Source organism: Prevotella sp. C0209C1, assembly GCF_056583855.1.
In genome coordinates, this window is sequence record NZ_JBWPJP010000018.1 from 15,363 (window position 1) to 31,636 (window position 16,274).

13 protein-coding genes are annotated in these 16,274 nt (G+C 34.1%); 5 read left to right on the forward strand and 8 right to left on the reverse strand.

Going from position 1 to position 16,274, the window contains the following annotated elements:
• Positions 1–161: 161 nt before the first annotated feature.
• Complete coding sequence (radA, locus tag AC1DCD_RS06245) at positions 162–1,559, reverse strand: DNA repair protein RadA (RefSeq protein WP_019036295.1); 1,398 nt, start codon at positions 1,557–1,559, stop codon at positions 162–164.
• Positions 1,560–1,621: 62 nt separating this feature from the next.
• Here radA and AC1DCD_RS06250 point away from each other — a divergent pair, with 62 nt between their 5' ends.
• The 3 genes from AC1DCD_RS06250 to AC1DCD_RS06260 all read left to right on the forward strand — a co-directional run bounded on the left by AC1DCD_RS06250 (position 1,622) and on the right by AC1DCD_RS06260 (position 6,073).
• Positions 1,622–2,536, forward strand: coding sequence for a substrate-binding domain-containing protein (locus AC1DCD_RS06250; protein ID WP_464640900.1), 915 nt, complete (start codon positions 1,622–1,624; stop codon positions 2,534–2,536).
• A 690-nt stretch (positions 2,537–3,226) separates the two neighbouring features.
• Positions 3,227–4,153, forward strand: coding sequence for a magnesium transporter CorA family protein (locus AC1DCD_RS06255; RefSeq protein WP_464640898.1), 927 nt, complete (start codon positions 3,227–3,229; stop codon positions 4,151–4,153).
• A gap of 159 nt (positions 4,154–4,312) precedes the next feature.
• A complete protein-coding gene (locus AC1DCD_RS06260; protein ID WP_464640896.1) occupies positions 4,313–6,073 on the forward strand; it encodes a DUF349 domain-containing protein in 1,761 nt (586 codons plus the stop codon).
• An 88-nt stretch (positions 6,074–6,161) separates the two neighbouring features.
• On the opposite strand, the gene rsgA is transcribed toward AC1DCD_RS06260, so the two are convergent.
• From rsgA to rsmA, 3 genes are all read right to left on the reverse strand, one after another.
• Positions 6,162–7,106: a ribosome small subunit-dependent GTPase A gene (gene rsgA / locus AC1DCD_RS06265; protein ID WP_308532759.1), complete on the reverse strand. Its 945-nt coding sequence runs from the start codon at positions 7,104–7,106 to the stop codon at positions 6,162–6,164.
• Between the two features lie 79 nt (positions 7,107–7,185).
• Positions 7,186–7,746: a ribosome recycling factor gene (frr, locus tag AC1DCD_RS06270; RefSeq protein ID WP_008451060.1), complete on the reverse strand. Its 561-nt coding sequence runs from the start codon at positions 7,744–7,746 to the stop codon at positions 7,186–7,188.
• Between the two features lie 151 nt (positions 7,747–7,897).
• Positions 7,898–8,701, reverse strand: coding sequence for a 16S rRNA (adenine(1518)-N(6)/adenine(1519)-N(6))-dimethyltransferase RsmA (gene rsmA, locus AC1DCD_RS06275; protein WP_464640893.1), 804 nt, complete (start codon positions 8,699–8,701; stop codon positions 7,898–7,900).
• A gap of 77 nt (positions 8,702–8,778) precedes the next feature.
• Between rsmA and AC1DCD_RS06280 the strand changes: the two genes are divergently transcribed.
• The gene (locus AC1DCD_RS06280; RefSeq protein WP_464640891.1) at positions 8,779–9,780 is read left to right on the forward strand and encodes a lysylphosphatidylglycerol synthase transmembrane domain-containing protein; all 1,002 of its coding nucleotides are present in this window, start codon (positions 8,779–8,781) and stop codon (positions 9,778–9,780) included.
• An 18-nt stretch (positions 9,781–9,798) separates the two neighbouring features.
• A complete protein-coding gene (locus AC1DCD_RS06285) occupies positions 9,799–11,259 on the forward strand; it encodes an aminoacyl-histidine dipeptidase (RefSeq protein WP_464640889.1) in 1,461 nt (486 codons plus the stop codon).
• A gap of 65 nt (positions 11,260–11,324) precedes the next feature.
• Here the strand turns inward: AC1DCD_RS06285 and AC1DCD_RS06290 are convergent, their stop codons facing one another.
• The 4 genes from AC1DCD_RS06290 to lysS are packed head-to-tail and all read right to left on the reverse strand — an operon-like array spanning position 11,325 to position 16,212.
• Positions 11,325–11,990, reverse strand: coding sequence for an inorganic diphosphatase (locus tag AC1DCD_RS06290; protein WP_464640887.1), 666 nt, complete (start codon positions 11,988–11,990; stop codon positions 11,325–11,327).
• A 60-nt stretch (positions 11,991–12,050) separates the two neighbouring features.
• The gene (locus AC1DCD_RS06295; protein ID WP_464640885.1) at positions 12,051–13,409 is read right to left on the reverse strand and encodes a glucose-6-phosphate isomerase; all 1,359 of its coding nucleotides are present in this window, start codon (positions 13,407–13,409) and stop codon (positions 12,051–12,053) included.
• A 3-nt stretch (positions 13,410–13,412) separates the two neighbouring features.
• A complete protein-coding gene (locus AC1DCD_RS06300; protein ID WP_308532754.1) occupies positions 13,413–14,468 on the reverse strand; it encodes an NAD(P)H-dependent glycerol-3-phosphate dehydrogenase in 1,056 nt (351 codons plus the stop codon).
• A gap of 10 nt (positions 14,469–14,478) precedes the next feature.
• Positions 14,479–16,212, reverse strand: coding sequence for a lysine--tRNA ligase (gene lysS / locus AC1DCD_RS06305; protein ID WP_008450989.1), 1,734 nt, complete (start codon positions 16,210–16,212; stop codon positions 14,479–14,481).
• Between the last annotated feature and the right edge of the window lie 62 nt (positions 16,213–16,274).

Below are 16,274 nucleotides of genomic sequence, written 5' to 3' on the forward strand. Positions count from 1 at the left end.
TGTGTTGCAATAAACATTTATTTTATTCATCACGTTTATTTACACATTCAATTAGTAAACAAAGATATAAAAAATATACGGAATATATTTACCTATACATAGTATACAATATTAAAATACCTACTATTAGGTATTGAGAATAAGTACCGATACCAATTATTTTACCCGAATAGCTCTCTAATGGCTTCCTCCACTTTGCTTACAGGGTGAATGTTTATGGAATATTTGTCTGTTAATCCTTTTATGTTATATTTTGGAATTATTATATCTTTGAAGCCTAACTTTTCTCCTTCTGCTATACGTTGCTCTATGCGGCATACAGGGCGTACCTCACCACTAAGCCCCACTTCGCCACACATACACCAGCCTTGCTCTATAGGAAGATCAAGGTTAGAGGATATTATAGCAGCAATGATGCTTAGATCCATAGCCATGTCAGTAACACGTATTCCACCTGTAATATTAAGAAAAACGTCTTTTTGCATGATTTTAAATCCTACTCGCTTTTCTAAAACTGCTAAAAGCATATTTAAGCGGCGTCCATCAAATCCGGTTGTTGAGCGTTGTGGCGTGCCATAAGCAGCAGAAGATACTAAGGCTTGTGTCTCTACTAAGAAAGGGCGTGCGCCTTCTATAGCGTTAGAGATAGCTATACCTGACAGCCCCTCATGATTGCCTGTTAATAAAAGCTCTGAAGGATTGCTTACCTGTCGTAATCCTTCTTGCTGCATTTCGTAAATACCTAACTCGGAAGTGGAACCAAAACGGTTTTTAATGCTTCTTAGGATACGATACATATAATGTTGATCTCCTTCAAACTGAATTACGGTGTCTACTATATGTTCTAAAACTTTTGGTCCCGCTATAGAACCTTCCTTGTTAATATGTCCTATCAAGATAACGGGTACACCACTTGTTTTGGCAAAACGAAGTAGGGCAGCGGCACATTCGCGTACTTGTGTTATACTTCCCGGACTGCTATCAACCTCTTCTGTAGATATGGTTTGTATAGAGTCTATCACAAGAAGTTGAGGCATAACTTCTTTAGCATGCTCAAAGATATGCTCCAATGAAGTCTCTGAGAGTATTACTACATTATTGGGTATATTTTTAGTAATACGTTCTGCACGCATTTTTATCTGATTAGGACTCTCCTCTCCGCTAACATATAATACTTTAAAGTTAAGATGTAATATTGTTTGCAGTGTAAGGGTACTCTTTCCAATGCCGGGCTCTCCACCTAACAAAATAATACTTCCAGGTACCATACCTCCACCAAGCACTCTATTAAGTTCGGCATCATTCATATCTATGCGAGGGTCGTCAGTGGAAGATATATCGCATAATAGTTGAGGCTTATGAGCTAAACCTGCTATAAGCCCCATACCTGCTTTTTGTAACATTGTTGCAGCATGCTTAGTAGCAGATGTATTACGGGTAGCTGCTATCTTTATTTCTTTAAAGGTGTTCCATTGCCCACAGTTAGGACATTTACCTATCCATTTACTACTTTCCTGTCCGCAATAGCTGCAAACGTAAGCTGTCTTATCCTTTGCCATAATACGACAAAAGTAATAAGTTTTTTTTTAGTTACAAAATTAATGCTTACTTTTGCAAAGGTATGAAATATATAAATTATCTGTTTTTTTTATTTTTTTCAGTGCTTGTTAGTTGTAGTAAGTCGAAAGATAGGCAAGCTTCAGAGCTACAACATATAAAGGAAGAGCAGTTGGCAAAGTATAAGGCTGCTTTTAAAGTAGCAGTAATGCCTACAATGGATTGCCTTCCTGCCTATTTGTTGAGAGATAGTTTGCTATATGATAGTTCGAAGGTTGATGTAATTTTAAAGGAATATAATGCACAGATGGATTGCGATACTGCTATGCTTTATCATCGTGTGCAAGCGGCCTTTTCTGATTTGGTAAGGACAGAGCGGCTTAAAAAAAGGAAGAAATTGTTGTTACATTATCTAACAAGTACTAATGCAAGCTGGAAACTTATAGCCGATCGTCAAGCAAAGGTAATTAAGCCCACAGATCTTAGTGATAAGATAGTTGCTATGACACGTTTTTCAGCTACTGATTTTTTCACTGATAAGGTAGTATATAAAGCCAAACCTAAATATAATGTGTTTCGTGTTCAGATAAATGATGTTTTTGTTCGATTAAGAATGCTTGCTAACCATGAAATAGATGCTTATTGGTTTGAAGAGCCACAGGCTACAGTGGCTATGCAGGGCGATAATGTGCTTTTATATGACACTTCTGAAAGTGGTATCAACTTAGGGGTGTTAGCAATTATGGACAATGAGGATAGAAGCGCGCAAGAAGCAGCCTTTGCAGAGGCATATAATAACGCTGTTAAGCTAATCAATAAGCATGGTGTGAAATATTTTGCAGGTTTGATAAAAAAATATATGGGTCTTACAGATGCTCAGATAGAAGCCTTGCCTAATATTAAATATTCTACAGTAGAGCCTCCTCGTAAGGTGGATTTGTTATCTATAAAGAGCTTTGTGGAAAATATTAAGAGATAACATTTAAAAGAGATATAAAAAGATTAAGTAATCTTTCCATGTTATAAGTAATAGCTTGGTGTATATGATGGTTATTAATGGAGGCTTTACGGTAAAAAGAGCAAAATTCCTTGTCGTGACATTGCTTAAAAAATCTATAGTTGTGAAGAAAAATTGTTTTTTATAATGTTTTTTACTTGTAGAAAATGTTTTTTAATGATAAAAAAGCATTATATGAGTAAGAAAAATAATTTATTTTTATATTGTTTTTAATCTATTTTTGTTTTAAAAATAGGTTATTTTTATTTTCTATATATATGTTATAGCCATATAAAACGTTGTTTTTCCTTATTATATATGTTGTCTTTTAAGGTTTAAACATCATATTATGATTTAAAAAGGTGTTATATATTATAGCTTTACTGTTAGAAGTTATTTTAGCGATAAAATGAGATGCTATTTATAAAGGCTGTAAAGTTTTTTTTAGCAGAGTAAAGTTTTATGTAATACTTTTTATATTTATATAGTGCAAAAAACGATATTTTCACTTGTCTTTATCATTTTTTATTATTACATTTGCAAATGTAAACCATTTTGTATAATTATATGGACGATTATTACGCGGAAAGTTTCAATAATTTATTTTAGCGTGAGGGTTGTGTTTCAATAACATTAATCCTCTGTAGTTTTTAATATTTGAGGATTATATTAATGAAAACATATTGGAATATTAATGGCAATTTAAATGCTATTAAAGAATGGCAGCCTAATTGTTGGATACAAGTAACTTGTCCAACTGAAGAAGATCAACAAGACTTAATAGAACGGTTTGATATCCCAGATTATTTTCTTTCGGATATTAGTGATACAGATGAGCGTGCGCGTTATGAATATGATGATGGGTGGATGCTTATCATTTTGCGTATTCCTTATGTAAAGGAAGTGCGTTCGCGTACTCCTTATACTACGGTGCCTCTTGGTATTATTCATAAGAAAGATGTAACAATTACTGTTTGCAACTTTGAAACGAACATGATGATAGATTTTGTATCTTATCAGCAAAAGCGTAGGGAAGGTTTTACCGACTATGTGGATCTTATTTTTCGTGTATTCCTTTCGTCTGCAGTGTGGTATTTGAAGCGATTGAAACAAATAAACACATTGATAGAAAAGGCAAAACGCAATCTTGACAAAGGTGTTAATAATGAGAGCTTAATAGGTTTGAGCAGGTTACAAGATTCGCTTACATACTTTATAACCTCTATACGTGGTAATGAAAATTTGTTAGCTAAGCTGAAATTTAAATTGCAAGTAGATGAGCTTGATGCCGATTTGATAGAAGACGTAAATATAGAAATGAGTCAGGCTCGTGAGACAACAAGTATTTATTCTGATATTTTAGAATCGACAATGGAGACGTATTCCAGTATTATCAATAATAATATGAACACTGTGATGCGTACTTTAACCTCAGTTTCCATTATTATGATGTTACCTACACTTATATCATCTTTGTTTGGTATGAACCTTGTGAATGGGTTAGAAAGAAATCTTTGGGGCTTTCCAATAGCGATATTGCTTTCTTTTGTAGTGTCAGGAGCTTCTTGGTGGCTTTTACGTCATAAACGATTATTGTAAGAAAATTAATAATAAAAATAAGTATAAATTAGGTATATTCGAACTTTTTAATTAAGTTTGCATGTTGTAATAAAAGTGATAAATAGTTAGCCTTTAAATAAGGTTAGTTTATTCATATATTTTTTGGTAACCCGAATCATAAACTAAAATGTTTAATTGATGGACTCTCAAGAGAAGATCCTTGAAAAAGGTATAGAAGAAGATAGTAAGACAACTAAGTTGTACGGATCTAAGAAAGAAGTTTTAGAACGTTTGAAAGAGATTGTAGCAAGTGATGATGCTCCAAGTAAAGCAGAGGTAGATCATCTGAAAGCTGCTTTTTACAAAATTCTTTTTGCAGAACGAGATGAGCAGCAAAAGGCTTTTTTAGAAGGAGGAGGTGATCCTAACAAATATACTTACCTTCCTGATGAAGAAGAGGAGGCTTTTAAGGCTGAGATGATATTAGTAAAAGAGAAACGTCAGCAGGCCTTTTTGGCACAAGAAGAACAGAAGCAAGACAATCTTAAACGTAAGGAAGCTATTATAGAGCGTATAAAGGCCATGATAACTACTCCTGAAGAGGTAAATGAAAATTTTTCAGAGTTTAAGAAACTTCAACAAGAGTGGAAAGAAATAAAAAATATTCCAGCTGATAAAGTAACAGAGATGTGGCGTAATTATCAGCTTTATGTGGAGCAGTTTTATGATCTTTTAAATCTTAATCGTGAAGCTCGAGAGTATGATTTTAAGAAGAATTTAGAGAAGAAAACTCAGCTTTGCGAGTCAGCAGAGAAGCTTACAGAGGAAGAAGATGTAGTAAGTGCTTTTCATCAATTGCAAGAGTTACATCAAGAATATCGAGAAACAGGACCTGTAGAAAAAGATGTTCGTGATGAGATTTGGAATCGTTTTAAAGCTGCGAGCACTATAATAAATAAACGTCATTTGCAGCATTTTGAGGCACTTCGTGCAAAAGAAGAAGACAATTTGGCTAAGAAGACAGCTTTGTGTGAGCAGTTAGAGGATATTATCAAAAAAGAAAATACTAAGTCTTCCGATTGGGAGGAGCATACAAAGCAGATAATGGATCTTCAGGCAGAGTGGAAAGAAATAGGGTTTGCTCCGAAGAAGATGAATGTGAAGATATTTGAACGTTTCCGTTCAGGTTGTGATGAGTTCTTTACACGCAAGGGAGAGTATTTTAAAGAGTTGAAGAAAAAATATGCAGAAAACCTTGAAAAGAAGCAATCTCTTGTAGAACAAGCTAAGTCTTTAGCTAAGTCTACTGATTGGAAGGTTACAACAGATAAGTTGGTAGCTTTACAAAAGGAGTGGAAAACTATAGGGATAGTGCCAAAGAAAATAGGCGATGAGCTATGGAATACTTTCATAGGTGCTTGCAACGAATTTTTTGAAGCTCGCAATTCTGCACATCAAGGTGTATATTCTCAGGAAAAAGAAAACCTAAAGCAGAAGCGTAGCGTTATAGAAGAATTGAAGCAGCTATATGCTAATATTTCTGAAGCAACACAGGAACAAGTGAAGAACCTTACCGATAAGTATAACAATATAGGTCATGTTCCTTATCGTGATAAAGATAAATTATATAAAGAGTATCATGATGTGTTAGATAATCTTTATAGTGCTTTACATATAAGTGAAGCCAACAAGCGTGTAGATAGCTTTAAGAATAATATTAAGAAAGTAGCAGAGCGTGGTGTTAGTGCTTTAGATAATGAGCGGAGTAAATTGATGCATCGTTATGAGAAGTTGAAACAAGAGATTAATACTTATGAAAACAATTTAGGCTTTTTAAATATTAGTTCTAAAAAAGGTAATAGCCTTATAGATGAGATGAATCGTCGTATAGAGCGGCTTAAGGCTGATGTAGAAGAAATTAAGCAAAAGATAAAGGCTATAGATGCAGAAAATAAGTAAACACAAGTAGTTTGATTTTTTATATATGGAGGTATTTAAATGCCTTATAAGTATTATAAAATACCTCCTTTTTTATATTCTTAATACTTTAAAAGGCTGCTCTATATTTGTCTTCATTTTTATCTTCAAGCATAGAAAGATAGCTATTATAGCGGCTTTCAGCAATAAAATGTTCTTCTAAAGCCTTTCTAACAGCGCATCCTGGCTCATGTGTATGCGTGCAATTAGAAAAACGACAATGTTTAGAAAACTTAAAAAACTCTTTGAAATAACTCGTTAGCTCTGTCTTTTCTATATCAAATGTGCCAAATCCTTTTATACCCGGCGTATCTATAATATAGCCTCCTTCAGGTATTTCTAACATTTCGCTGAATGTAGTTGTATGTATGCCTGTGTTATGAGCATTAGAGATGCTTGCTGTTCGTAACTTAATATGTGGTAAAAGAGCATTGATAAGTGTCGATTTTCCCACACCACTGTTACCACTTAATAAAGTTACTTTGTTTTTTAGCAAAGGTTTTAATAGGTTTGAGTTAAACGGAGTTGCTTCTTTTGCATTTGCTTGTATTTCAAAACATTTATAACCAATATTTTCATAGAGGTTTATCATAGCTTTTTGGTAGTGTAATTCATCTTGGCTTAACAAGTCTATTTTGTTAAAAACAAGTATTACAGGTATGCGATAAGCCTCAGCACCCGCTAAAAAGCGATCTATAAAAGTAGTAGATGTTTCAGGATAATTAGTAGTAACTATAAGGAAGGCTTGATCAATGTTAGATGCTAAGATATGGCTTTGTTTTGATAAATTAGATGATTTTCTGATGATATAGTTTCGCCTGTCTTCTATTTCGGATATGAAAGCCGTACCCTCTTGATTGGTAATTATTTTCACATAGTCTCCTACGGCAATAGGATTAGTTGAGCGAATGCCTTTTAATCGGAAATTGCCCTTTATTTTACTTTCTATGATTTTCCCATTCTCTGTCTTTACGCTATACCAGCTACCTGTGTTTTTAATTACTAATCCACGCATTCACTTGATGTTATAATATAATATACCCCTTTAAGTTATTATCTTTTATACATAATTCTTAAAGGGGGTATTTGTTGTTTTATACAGTCATTACCTCTTTTTCCTTAGCAGCAAGTAGGTCTTCTACTTGTTTTATGTATTTATCATGCACTTTCTGTAAGTCAGATTCTGCATCTTTTTCTAAGTCTTCAGATAATCCTTCCTTAATGGCTTTCTTTAAAATCTCTTTAATGTCAGTGCGCACATTACGAATTTGGATCTTAGTTTTTTCACCTATCTTGTTACATTGTTTAACAAGCTCACGGCGACGTTCTTCTGTAGGTTGGGGCAAATTTAAACGTATCATCTCACCATTATTCTCTGGAGTTATACCAACATCAGAATCCATTATAGCCTTTTCAATATCTTTAATAGCTTTTCTGTCCCATGGCTTAATAGCTATAGTACGTGCATCTGGTACCATAACAGTGGCTACTTGGTTTAAAGAAACCATTTGCCCATAAGAGCTAACGCGTACGCTGTCAAGTATAGCGACATTAGCACGACCTGCACGGATACGTTGTAACTCTTCGTCAAGATACATTACTGCCATGTTCATACGCTCTTTTGCTTCTTTTAAAGTCTCTTTTACGTCTATCATATTCTATTGTTGTATTTAATTTATCTTTGTACAAAAATATATATTAATTCAGAATTTCACAAGAAAACATTCTGTTTTTTAAGTGTAACTTTTTATTTTTCTATGTTGCTATCTTTTATAATCATAATAAAGTGTTGAAGATAATAATTCTTTATTCAGCTCTTGAGGCTAATTCTTCACTTACCATATTTGTAAGCTCTATAAATTGTTTTATGCTTAATTGTTCCGGTCGCTTTGTCATTATGTCTTGTTTAAAGAAATCTTCTGAGGTAGAGCCGCTTTTGATAATTTGTTTAAGACTAACTCGAAGCATTTTTCGTCTTTGATTAAACACTGTTTTTACCAATCTTTTAAATAGGTTTTCATCGCAGCCTAAAGAGGTAACTTTATTGCGTGTCATACGAATAACAGCACTTTTTACTTTGGGAGGAGGATTAAAAACAGTCTCGTCTACCGTGAAAAGATATTCCACATCATACCAAGCTTGTATTAATATCGAAAGAATGCCATAAGTTTTATTACATGGCTTTGCTGTCATACGAATAGCAACTTCACGTTGTATCATACCTGTGCAGCATGGAATAAGATCTTTATAATCGAGCATTTTAAAGAAAATTTGTGAAGAAATATCATATGGGTAGTTGCCTGTTAGTACAAATTGTTTACCATAGAATATATTCTTTAAATCCATTTTAAGGAAATCTTTTCCTATGATGTTTTCTCGTAAATTAGGGAATCTGTCATTAAGATATTTTACACTCTCGGCATCTATTTCTACTACTTTTATTTCTCTATGCTTTTCAACAAGATATTGGGTAAGTACTCCCATACCTGGTCCTATCTCTAAAATAGGAATATTGGGATAAGAATCTACAGTGTCGGCAATGCGCTTAGCAATGCTGAGGTCGGTTAAAAAGTGCTGTCCGAGATTCTTTTTTGGTTTAACTAATTTCATAAATTTTCTTTATTATGCTACAAAGATACTTATTTTCTTTTGTTTTTAAATGCATTTTATCTATCTTTGCTCTTATAATGGTGATAAGTAAGATAGTTAATAATATAGTAAAGATAGTATTCCCACTTATTTTGGGAGGTGCTATTCTTTATTGGATGTATCGAGATTTTGACTTTTCTAATATCCGAAAGATATTGCTTTATGAAATGGATTGGGTCTGGATGCTTCTCTCTCTACCTTTTGGAATAGTGGCTCAAGTGTTTCGAGGGTGGCGCTGGAAGCAAGTATTAGAACCTGTAAATGAACGGCCTCGTATATCAGTTAGTATTAATTCTATATTTATTTCTTATGCTGTTAGTTTGTTAATTCCTCGTATTGGAGAGTTTGCTCGTTGTGGAGTTTTGCATAGATATGATAGAATAAATTTTCCTAAGGCATTAGGAACTGTGGTAACTGAGCGTGCTGTAGATACTTTAATAATATTATTAATAACAGCTTTAGCTTTTGTTTTGCAGATTAGAGTATTTGCCAATTTCTTTTTAAAAACGGGTACACGTCTTGATAATATATTAGAAATGTTTACACCAATGGGATGGGGAGTTACAGCTATTTGTGGTATAGCTGCTATTTTATTATTATATATTATTTTTAAAAAGTTCTCAATAAACAATAGGATAAGTAATACTTTTTCAGGTATTTGGCAAGGGGTTTTATCATTGAAAGGTGTTAATAATGTTCCATTATTTCTTTTTTTTAGTTTTGCTATCTGGATAAGTTATTTTTTTCATTATTATCTTACTTTCTTTTGTTTTGCAGAGACTTCTCATCTTGGTCTGACTTGTGCCATAGTAAGTTTTGTTGTAGGCTCAATAGCTGTTATTGTTCCAACACCAAATGGGGCAGGACCTTGGCATTTTGCTGTAAAAACGATGTTGATACTTTATGGTGTAAATGATATTCATGCACTTTATTTTGTGTTAATAGTGCATACTATTCAAACATTCTTGGTAATTTTGTTAGGAATATATGCATGGATAGCACTTAGTTTTACAAAAAAAGCAATATTAACAAATAACTAACCTTTAAAATTTTAGGAAATGAGTGAAATTAGAAAATTAAAGCCTGAAGGGCTATGGAGAAACTTTGATGAGTTAACAAAAGTACCTCGTCCATCAGGACATACAGAGAAGGTGCGTAAGTTTTTAGTAGACTTTGGCAAGCAGATAGGCATAGAGGCTTTTGTAGACACTGCAAATAATGTTATTTTTAGAAAACCAGCTACTCCTGGTTATGAGAATAGAAAGACAGTAGTTTTGCAAGCACATATAGATATGGTGCCGCAGAAAGCTCCAAGCAGTAGTCATAACTTTGAAACAGACCCTATCCAAACTCGTATTATAGATGGATGGGTTTATGGTACAGATACCACACTAGGTGCAGATGATGGGCTTGGTGTAGCTGCTATTATGTCTATAATGGAGTCGAAAGACTTAAAACATGGTCCTCTTGAGGCTGTTCTTACCAATGATGAAGAAACAGGAATGTATGGAGCAAACGATCTTCCTACTGATGTTTTGACAGGTGATATATTGATGAATCTTGATTCAGAAACATGGGGCAAGTTTGTTATTGGGTCAGCTGGTGGTGTTGATATTGACACTTCTTTAGAGTATAAGGAAGTAGAAAATACTTATGATGCTGCAGTTAAGATTACTTTAAAGGGGCTAAGAGGTGGTCATTCTGGTTTGGAAATAAATGAAGGTCGCGCCAATGCAAATAAGGAAATGGCTCGCTTAGTACGTAAAGCAATATCAGAGCTGGGAGCTCGTTTAGTTTCTTGGGATGGTGGAAACATGCGTAATGCTATTCCTTTTAAAGCTGAGGTTGTACTTGCCTTGCCAAAGGCTAATGTAAAGTCTTTAGAGAAGATGGTAGCCAAGCAGCAAGAGTTAGTAGCAGATGAGTTTAAGTTGATAGAGAAAAACGTTGAGTTCTTATGTGAATCAGTTGATATTCCTAAGACTCTTGTTCCTGTAGAAATTCAGGATAACTTAATTAATTCTATAACAGCTTGTCATGATGGTGTTCTTCGTTTTATTCCTGCTTATCCTGATGTAGTTGAAACATCTTCTAATCTTGCTATTATCAATATTACTTCTAACAAGGCAAGTTTCAAGGTTCTTGTTCGTTCAAGTCGTGAAGACATGAAAGAGGTATTAGTCAATCGTATTATATCTTGCTTTGATATGGCAGGTATGAAGAGTGTAGCAAGTGGTAGTTATGGTGGTTGGGATCCTAATCCTAATAGTGAGATTCTTAATCTATTAAAAAAGATTTATAAGGATCAGAATGGCGAAGATGCTATTGTACAAGTAGATCATGCAGGTTTAGAATGCTCTATTATTTTAGGTAAGTATCCTAATATGGATGTTGTGAGTTTGGGTCCTACTATCCGTAGTCCTCATACATCTACAGAAAGGGCAGAAATTTCTTCTTGTGAGCCTTTCTGGAAACTTCTTGTTAAGTCTTTAGAAGAAATTCCTGAAAAAAATAAATAAATTGATATAAAAAAATCCCTTCTGCTCTATTTCCATTTCATGTGAGAGCAAGAAGGGATTTTTATTCACCATTTATTGGCAAATTCTCTAATAGTTTTATAAAGAACATTAGGTTTTTCTTTTAGTAATAGTTTGTCAGGTAAAGGACCGCTATTAATAGCTACTGTATAACATCCTGCAGCAACTCCAGCGCGAATGCCAAGTGGTGCATTTTCTATTACTATACCTTCATAAGGTAAGATGTTACCTGCTTTTTGCAAGCCCATCAAGTAAGGATCAGGATTAGGTTTGCCTCGTTTTACATCATAAGCAGTTGTTATATTGTTATTTGTAATAAATCTTCCAAAATCGTTTTTTAATCGCTCTATCAAAGGTAATTGAGCACTACCTGTAACAATACCTATTTTTAATCCACTATTGCATATTTTTTCCATTAAGTCGATTACACCATCAAAAATGGGAGCTTCCTTCATTTCGTGGAAATAGTGCGTCTTTACATCATATATTTTTTGTGCTTCTATTTCGGATATTGTTTTGCCTTGTTGTGCTTTTACGTATGAACGAATGGTATCTACTCCACGTGCTCCTTCAGTGGCATAGGCATCTGCCACAGTGAAATGAATGCCAAACTCATTCATAGCCTTTTGCCATGCTACGGCATGGTTGGGCATAGAATCGTATAGTACTCCGTCCATATCAAAGAGTACTACTTTATATAGGCTATTCTGCATAGTGTTTAATAAAATATTCCCAGTCAAGATATTATTAACTTGACTGGGAAAAAGAAATAATTATTTATCAGAAGTCAATCTTTCTTGTATAGCTTTGCTTTCTGCCTCATATCCTGGTTTATTTAGTAAAGCAAACATATTCTTTTTATAAGCTTCTACACCTGGTTGATTAAATGGGTTAATATCCATAATTAAGCCACTGATACCACATGCTTTTTCAAAGAAATATATTAGTTGTCCAAGATAGTATTCATTAAGTGTAGGAACACTTACGCGTATATTAGGTACGCCACCGTCTACATGCGCAAGTCTGGTTCCAAGTTCTGCCATTTTATTTACTTCATCTACACGTTTACCTTCCAAGAAATTTAATCCATCGAGGTTTTCATTATCATGCGGAAAGAGTAGGGTGGAGTTTGGCTGTTCTATTGATATTATAGTTTCAAAAATAGACCGTTCACCCTCCTGAATCCATTGACCCATAGAGTGTAGATCAGTTGTAAAATCACAAGCTGTAGGGAAAATGCCTTTATGATCTTTACCTTCACTTTCACCATAAAGTTGTTTCCACCATTCTGCAAAATAGTGTAGTTTAGGTTGGAAATTGGCTACAATTTCTATCTTTTTACCTGCTTGTGCATATAAACCTTGTCTCACAGCAGCATAACGTGCAGCTATATTATTAGCAAAAGGTACATCTTTGCCAGTTTCCTTTTCCATATCTTTAGCACCTTCTACCAAAGCTTTAATATCAAATCCTGCAACGGCAATTGGTAAAAGTCCCACTGGTGTTAGAACAGAAAATCTACCTCCAACATTATCTGGTATTACAAATGATTTGTAACCCTCTTGTGTAGCTGTAATACGAGCTGCACCTTTCTTTTTATCAGTAATAGCTACAATAACGTCTTTTGAAAATTCTTTTCCAAATTGATCTTCACACTGTTTCTTTAATAAGCGAAAAGCCAGAGCTGTCTCTGTAGTGGTACCAGATTTAGAAATATTTATAACGCCAAATTTTTTATCCTTTAGGTAAGTAGTTAGCTCAAATAAATAGTCTTCACCTATGTTGTTACCTGCAAAAAGAATAGTAGGATTTTTCTTGTCTTTTATCAGCCATGCAAAGCTGTTATTTAATCCCTCTATTACAGCACGAGCACCAAGATAAGAACCTCCGATGCCAGCCACTACTATTACTTCGCATTTTTTGCGTAAAGTATCAGCTACATTTTCTATTTCAGTTAGAAAAGCCTTAGTTATACTTGAAGGTAGGTGTAACCAACCTAAAAAGTCGTTACCTGCGCACGTTCCTTTTTCTAAAGCTACTTGTGCAGCAGCTACTTGTGGAGCATATGCTTCTATTGTCCCAGGATTAAGAAACTGGGTAGCTTTCGTAATGTCTAATTTAATACTTTCCATTTTTTATCTAAATGAGTCTGTTAATAAAATTATTTCTTGTTTAACTTCAGCTTTTTTGTATAAAATGTTATACATAGAACTTAGTATAGGCATTTTAGCCTGTATATCTTTGTTTTTCTCATACATGCATTTTGTGCCATAATATCCTTCGGCTATCATTTGCATCTCTATTTGTGCCGATTTAATGCTATAACCTCGTCCAATCATAGTGCCAAAGGTGCGATTACGTGAAAAATTACTATATCCTGTTACTAATTGATCACCCATATAAACACTATCAGAGATAGTTCTGTTTATAGGTGCTATTGTGGTGAGAAATAGTTCCATTTCTGCTATGGCATTAGATAAAAGTACGGCTTGGAAATTGTCACCATATTTTAATCCATCACAGATACCTGCTGCTATAGCGTATACATTTTTTAGTACGGAAGCATATTCTATACCTAAGACATCATTAGAGGTTTTTGCTTTAATATAATTAGAACGTAATATCTTACAGATATTTTCAGCCTTTTGCTCATTAGAACAGCCCACTGTAAGATATGTTAATCGCTCCATGGCAACCTCTTCTGAGTGAGAAGGACCACCTATAATTGCTAATTGTTCATAATTTACCTTGAACTTTTGATGTATATATTCAGAGCAAGTAAGATTCTCACCTGGTACTAATCCTTTAATTGCAATAATTATATTTTTGTCTTTTATGTTGATGGTAATCTTATCGAGCAGATCTTTTAGATAAGGTGAAGGTATTACAAAAATGAGAGTATCAAAATCATTAATAATTTTGTTAATATCTGTATAGAAATCTATTTCATCTATATTAAAATGTGTGCTTGTAAGATATCCAGGATTATGTCCGTATAGTTTAAAGTTTGATATCTTTTCTTGGCTACGCATATACCACCCTATGTAATGAGTGTGCTCTATAACTATTTTAGCAATAGCTGTTGCCCAACTACCACTTCCTATAATAGCAACATTACCTATGCTGCCATTTGTTTTTTTATAGAATGGTAGCTGCCAACGTCGTCTGAATAGCTTTGAAAAGAAAGACATATTTTTTGTATTATTGTTTTGCTTTATCTATCCACTGTTGTATAATGGGTATTGAAGGTTTTTCATACCCAAGCTTATATTTTTTATTTATCTCGCCAATTTTTTGTTGTAAACCTTGTGCGTTTTCATCTTTTATATCAGAAATAAGATTGAAACCTGCTTTGCGAAGTACATATACCCAATTTTCGCTAACGCCAATATTTCCCCATTCCTTTATACTACTTTGTGGAATTTTTGCTTCTGGCTTCATCTGAGGGAAGAGTAATACTTCTTGTATATATTCTTTGCCAGTCATTAACATAACAAGGCGATCTATTCCAATACCAATTCCTGATGTAGGCGGCATTCCATATTGTAGAGCACGCAAGAAATCTTGATCTATAATCATAGCTTCATCATCTCCTTTATCTGCTAATTTCATTTGTTCTATGAAACGTTCTTCTTGATCTATAGGATCATTTAGCTCAGAATAGGCATTTGCAAGCTCTTTCCCATTTACCATTAGTTCAAAACGTTCTGTGAGACCAGGTTTTGAACGATGTGTTTTGGTTAAAGGAGACATTTCTATAGGATAATCAGTAATAAAAGTAGGTTGTGTATAAGTTCCTTCGCAGAACTCACCGAATATTTCGTCTATCAGCTTACCTTTACCAAAGCTCTCATCAATATCTTCCAAACCTAGTTTGCTAACAGCAATATGACGAATTTCATCTTCGTTCTTACCATAAAGATCAAACCCTGTCTTTTCTTTGATAGCATCTAGTATAGGTAAGCGTTTAAATGGTGCTTTAAAGTTTATTGTCTTATTGCCTATTTGTACTTCAGGCTTACCGTTTACTGCTATACAAATTTTTTCTAATAGTTGTTCTGTAAATGTCATCATCCAGTTATAGTCCTTGTATTGAACATATAGTTCCATACAAGTAAACTCTGGATTATGGAAACGATCCATACCTTCATTGCGAAAGTTTTTCCCTATTTCATATACTCCTTCAAATCCACCAACTATTAATCGTTTTAAGTATAGTTCAGTAGCAATACGCATATACATGTCGGTATTAAGAGCATTAAAATGAGTTATGAAAGGTCGTGCACTCGCCCCACCTGCAATAGTTTGCAATGTAGGCGTTTCTACTTCAGTATAACCAGCATTATCAAAAAATTGGCGCATTGTGCGTAGAACAGTTGCACGTTTGAGAAAAGTATCTTTGACATTATCGTTAACAACTAAGTCTACATAGCGTTGACGATAGCGTTGTTCTGGATCATCAAATTTATCATATGCTTCGCCATCTTTATATTTTACGATAGGTAAAGGTTTCAAGCTTTTAGAAAGTAGGCTGAGTTCACGAGCATGCACTGATATTTCGCCCATCTGAGTCTTAAAAACAAAACCTTTAATTCCAATAAAATCACCAATATCAAGTAACTTTTTAAAAACCTTGTTGTATAGTTCTTTATCCTCACCAGGACAAAGATCGTCGCGGGTAATATATACTTGAATCCTACCTTTACTATCTTGAAGCTCTATGAAAGAAGCTTTGCCCATTATTCTACGCCCCATCATACGACCTGCAATAACAACCTCGCGTTGTTCTCCTTCTGTAAATTGCTCTTTTATATCTATAGAATATGCATTAGTGGGATATTCAGCAGCAGGATAAGGATTTATACCCATATCGCGTAATTCTTGCAAGCTTTGGCGGCGACCAATCTCTTGCTCTGATAATTCTAAAACATTCATAGTTTTTCTATCTTATCAATATATTTCATTTAATATTTTATATAATATTGCAAAGTTACTAA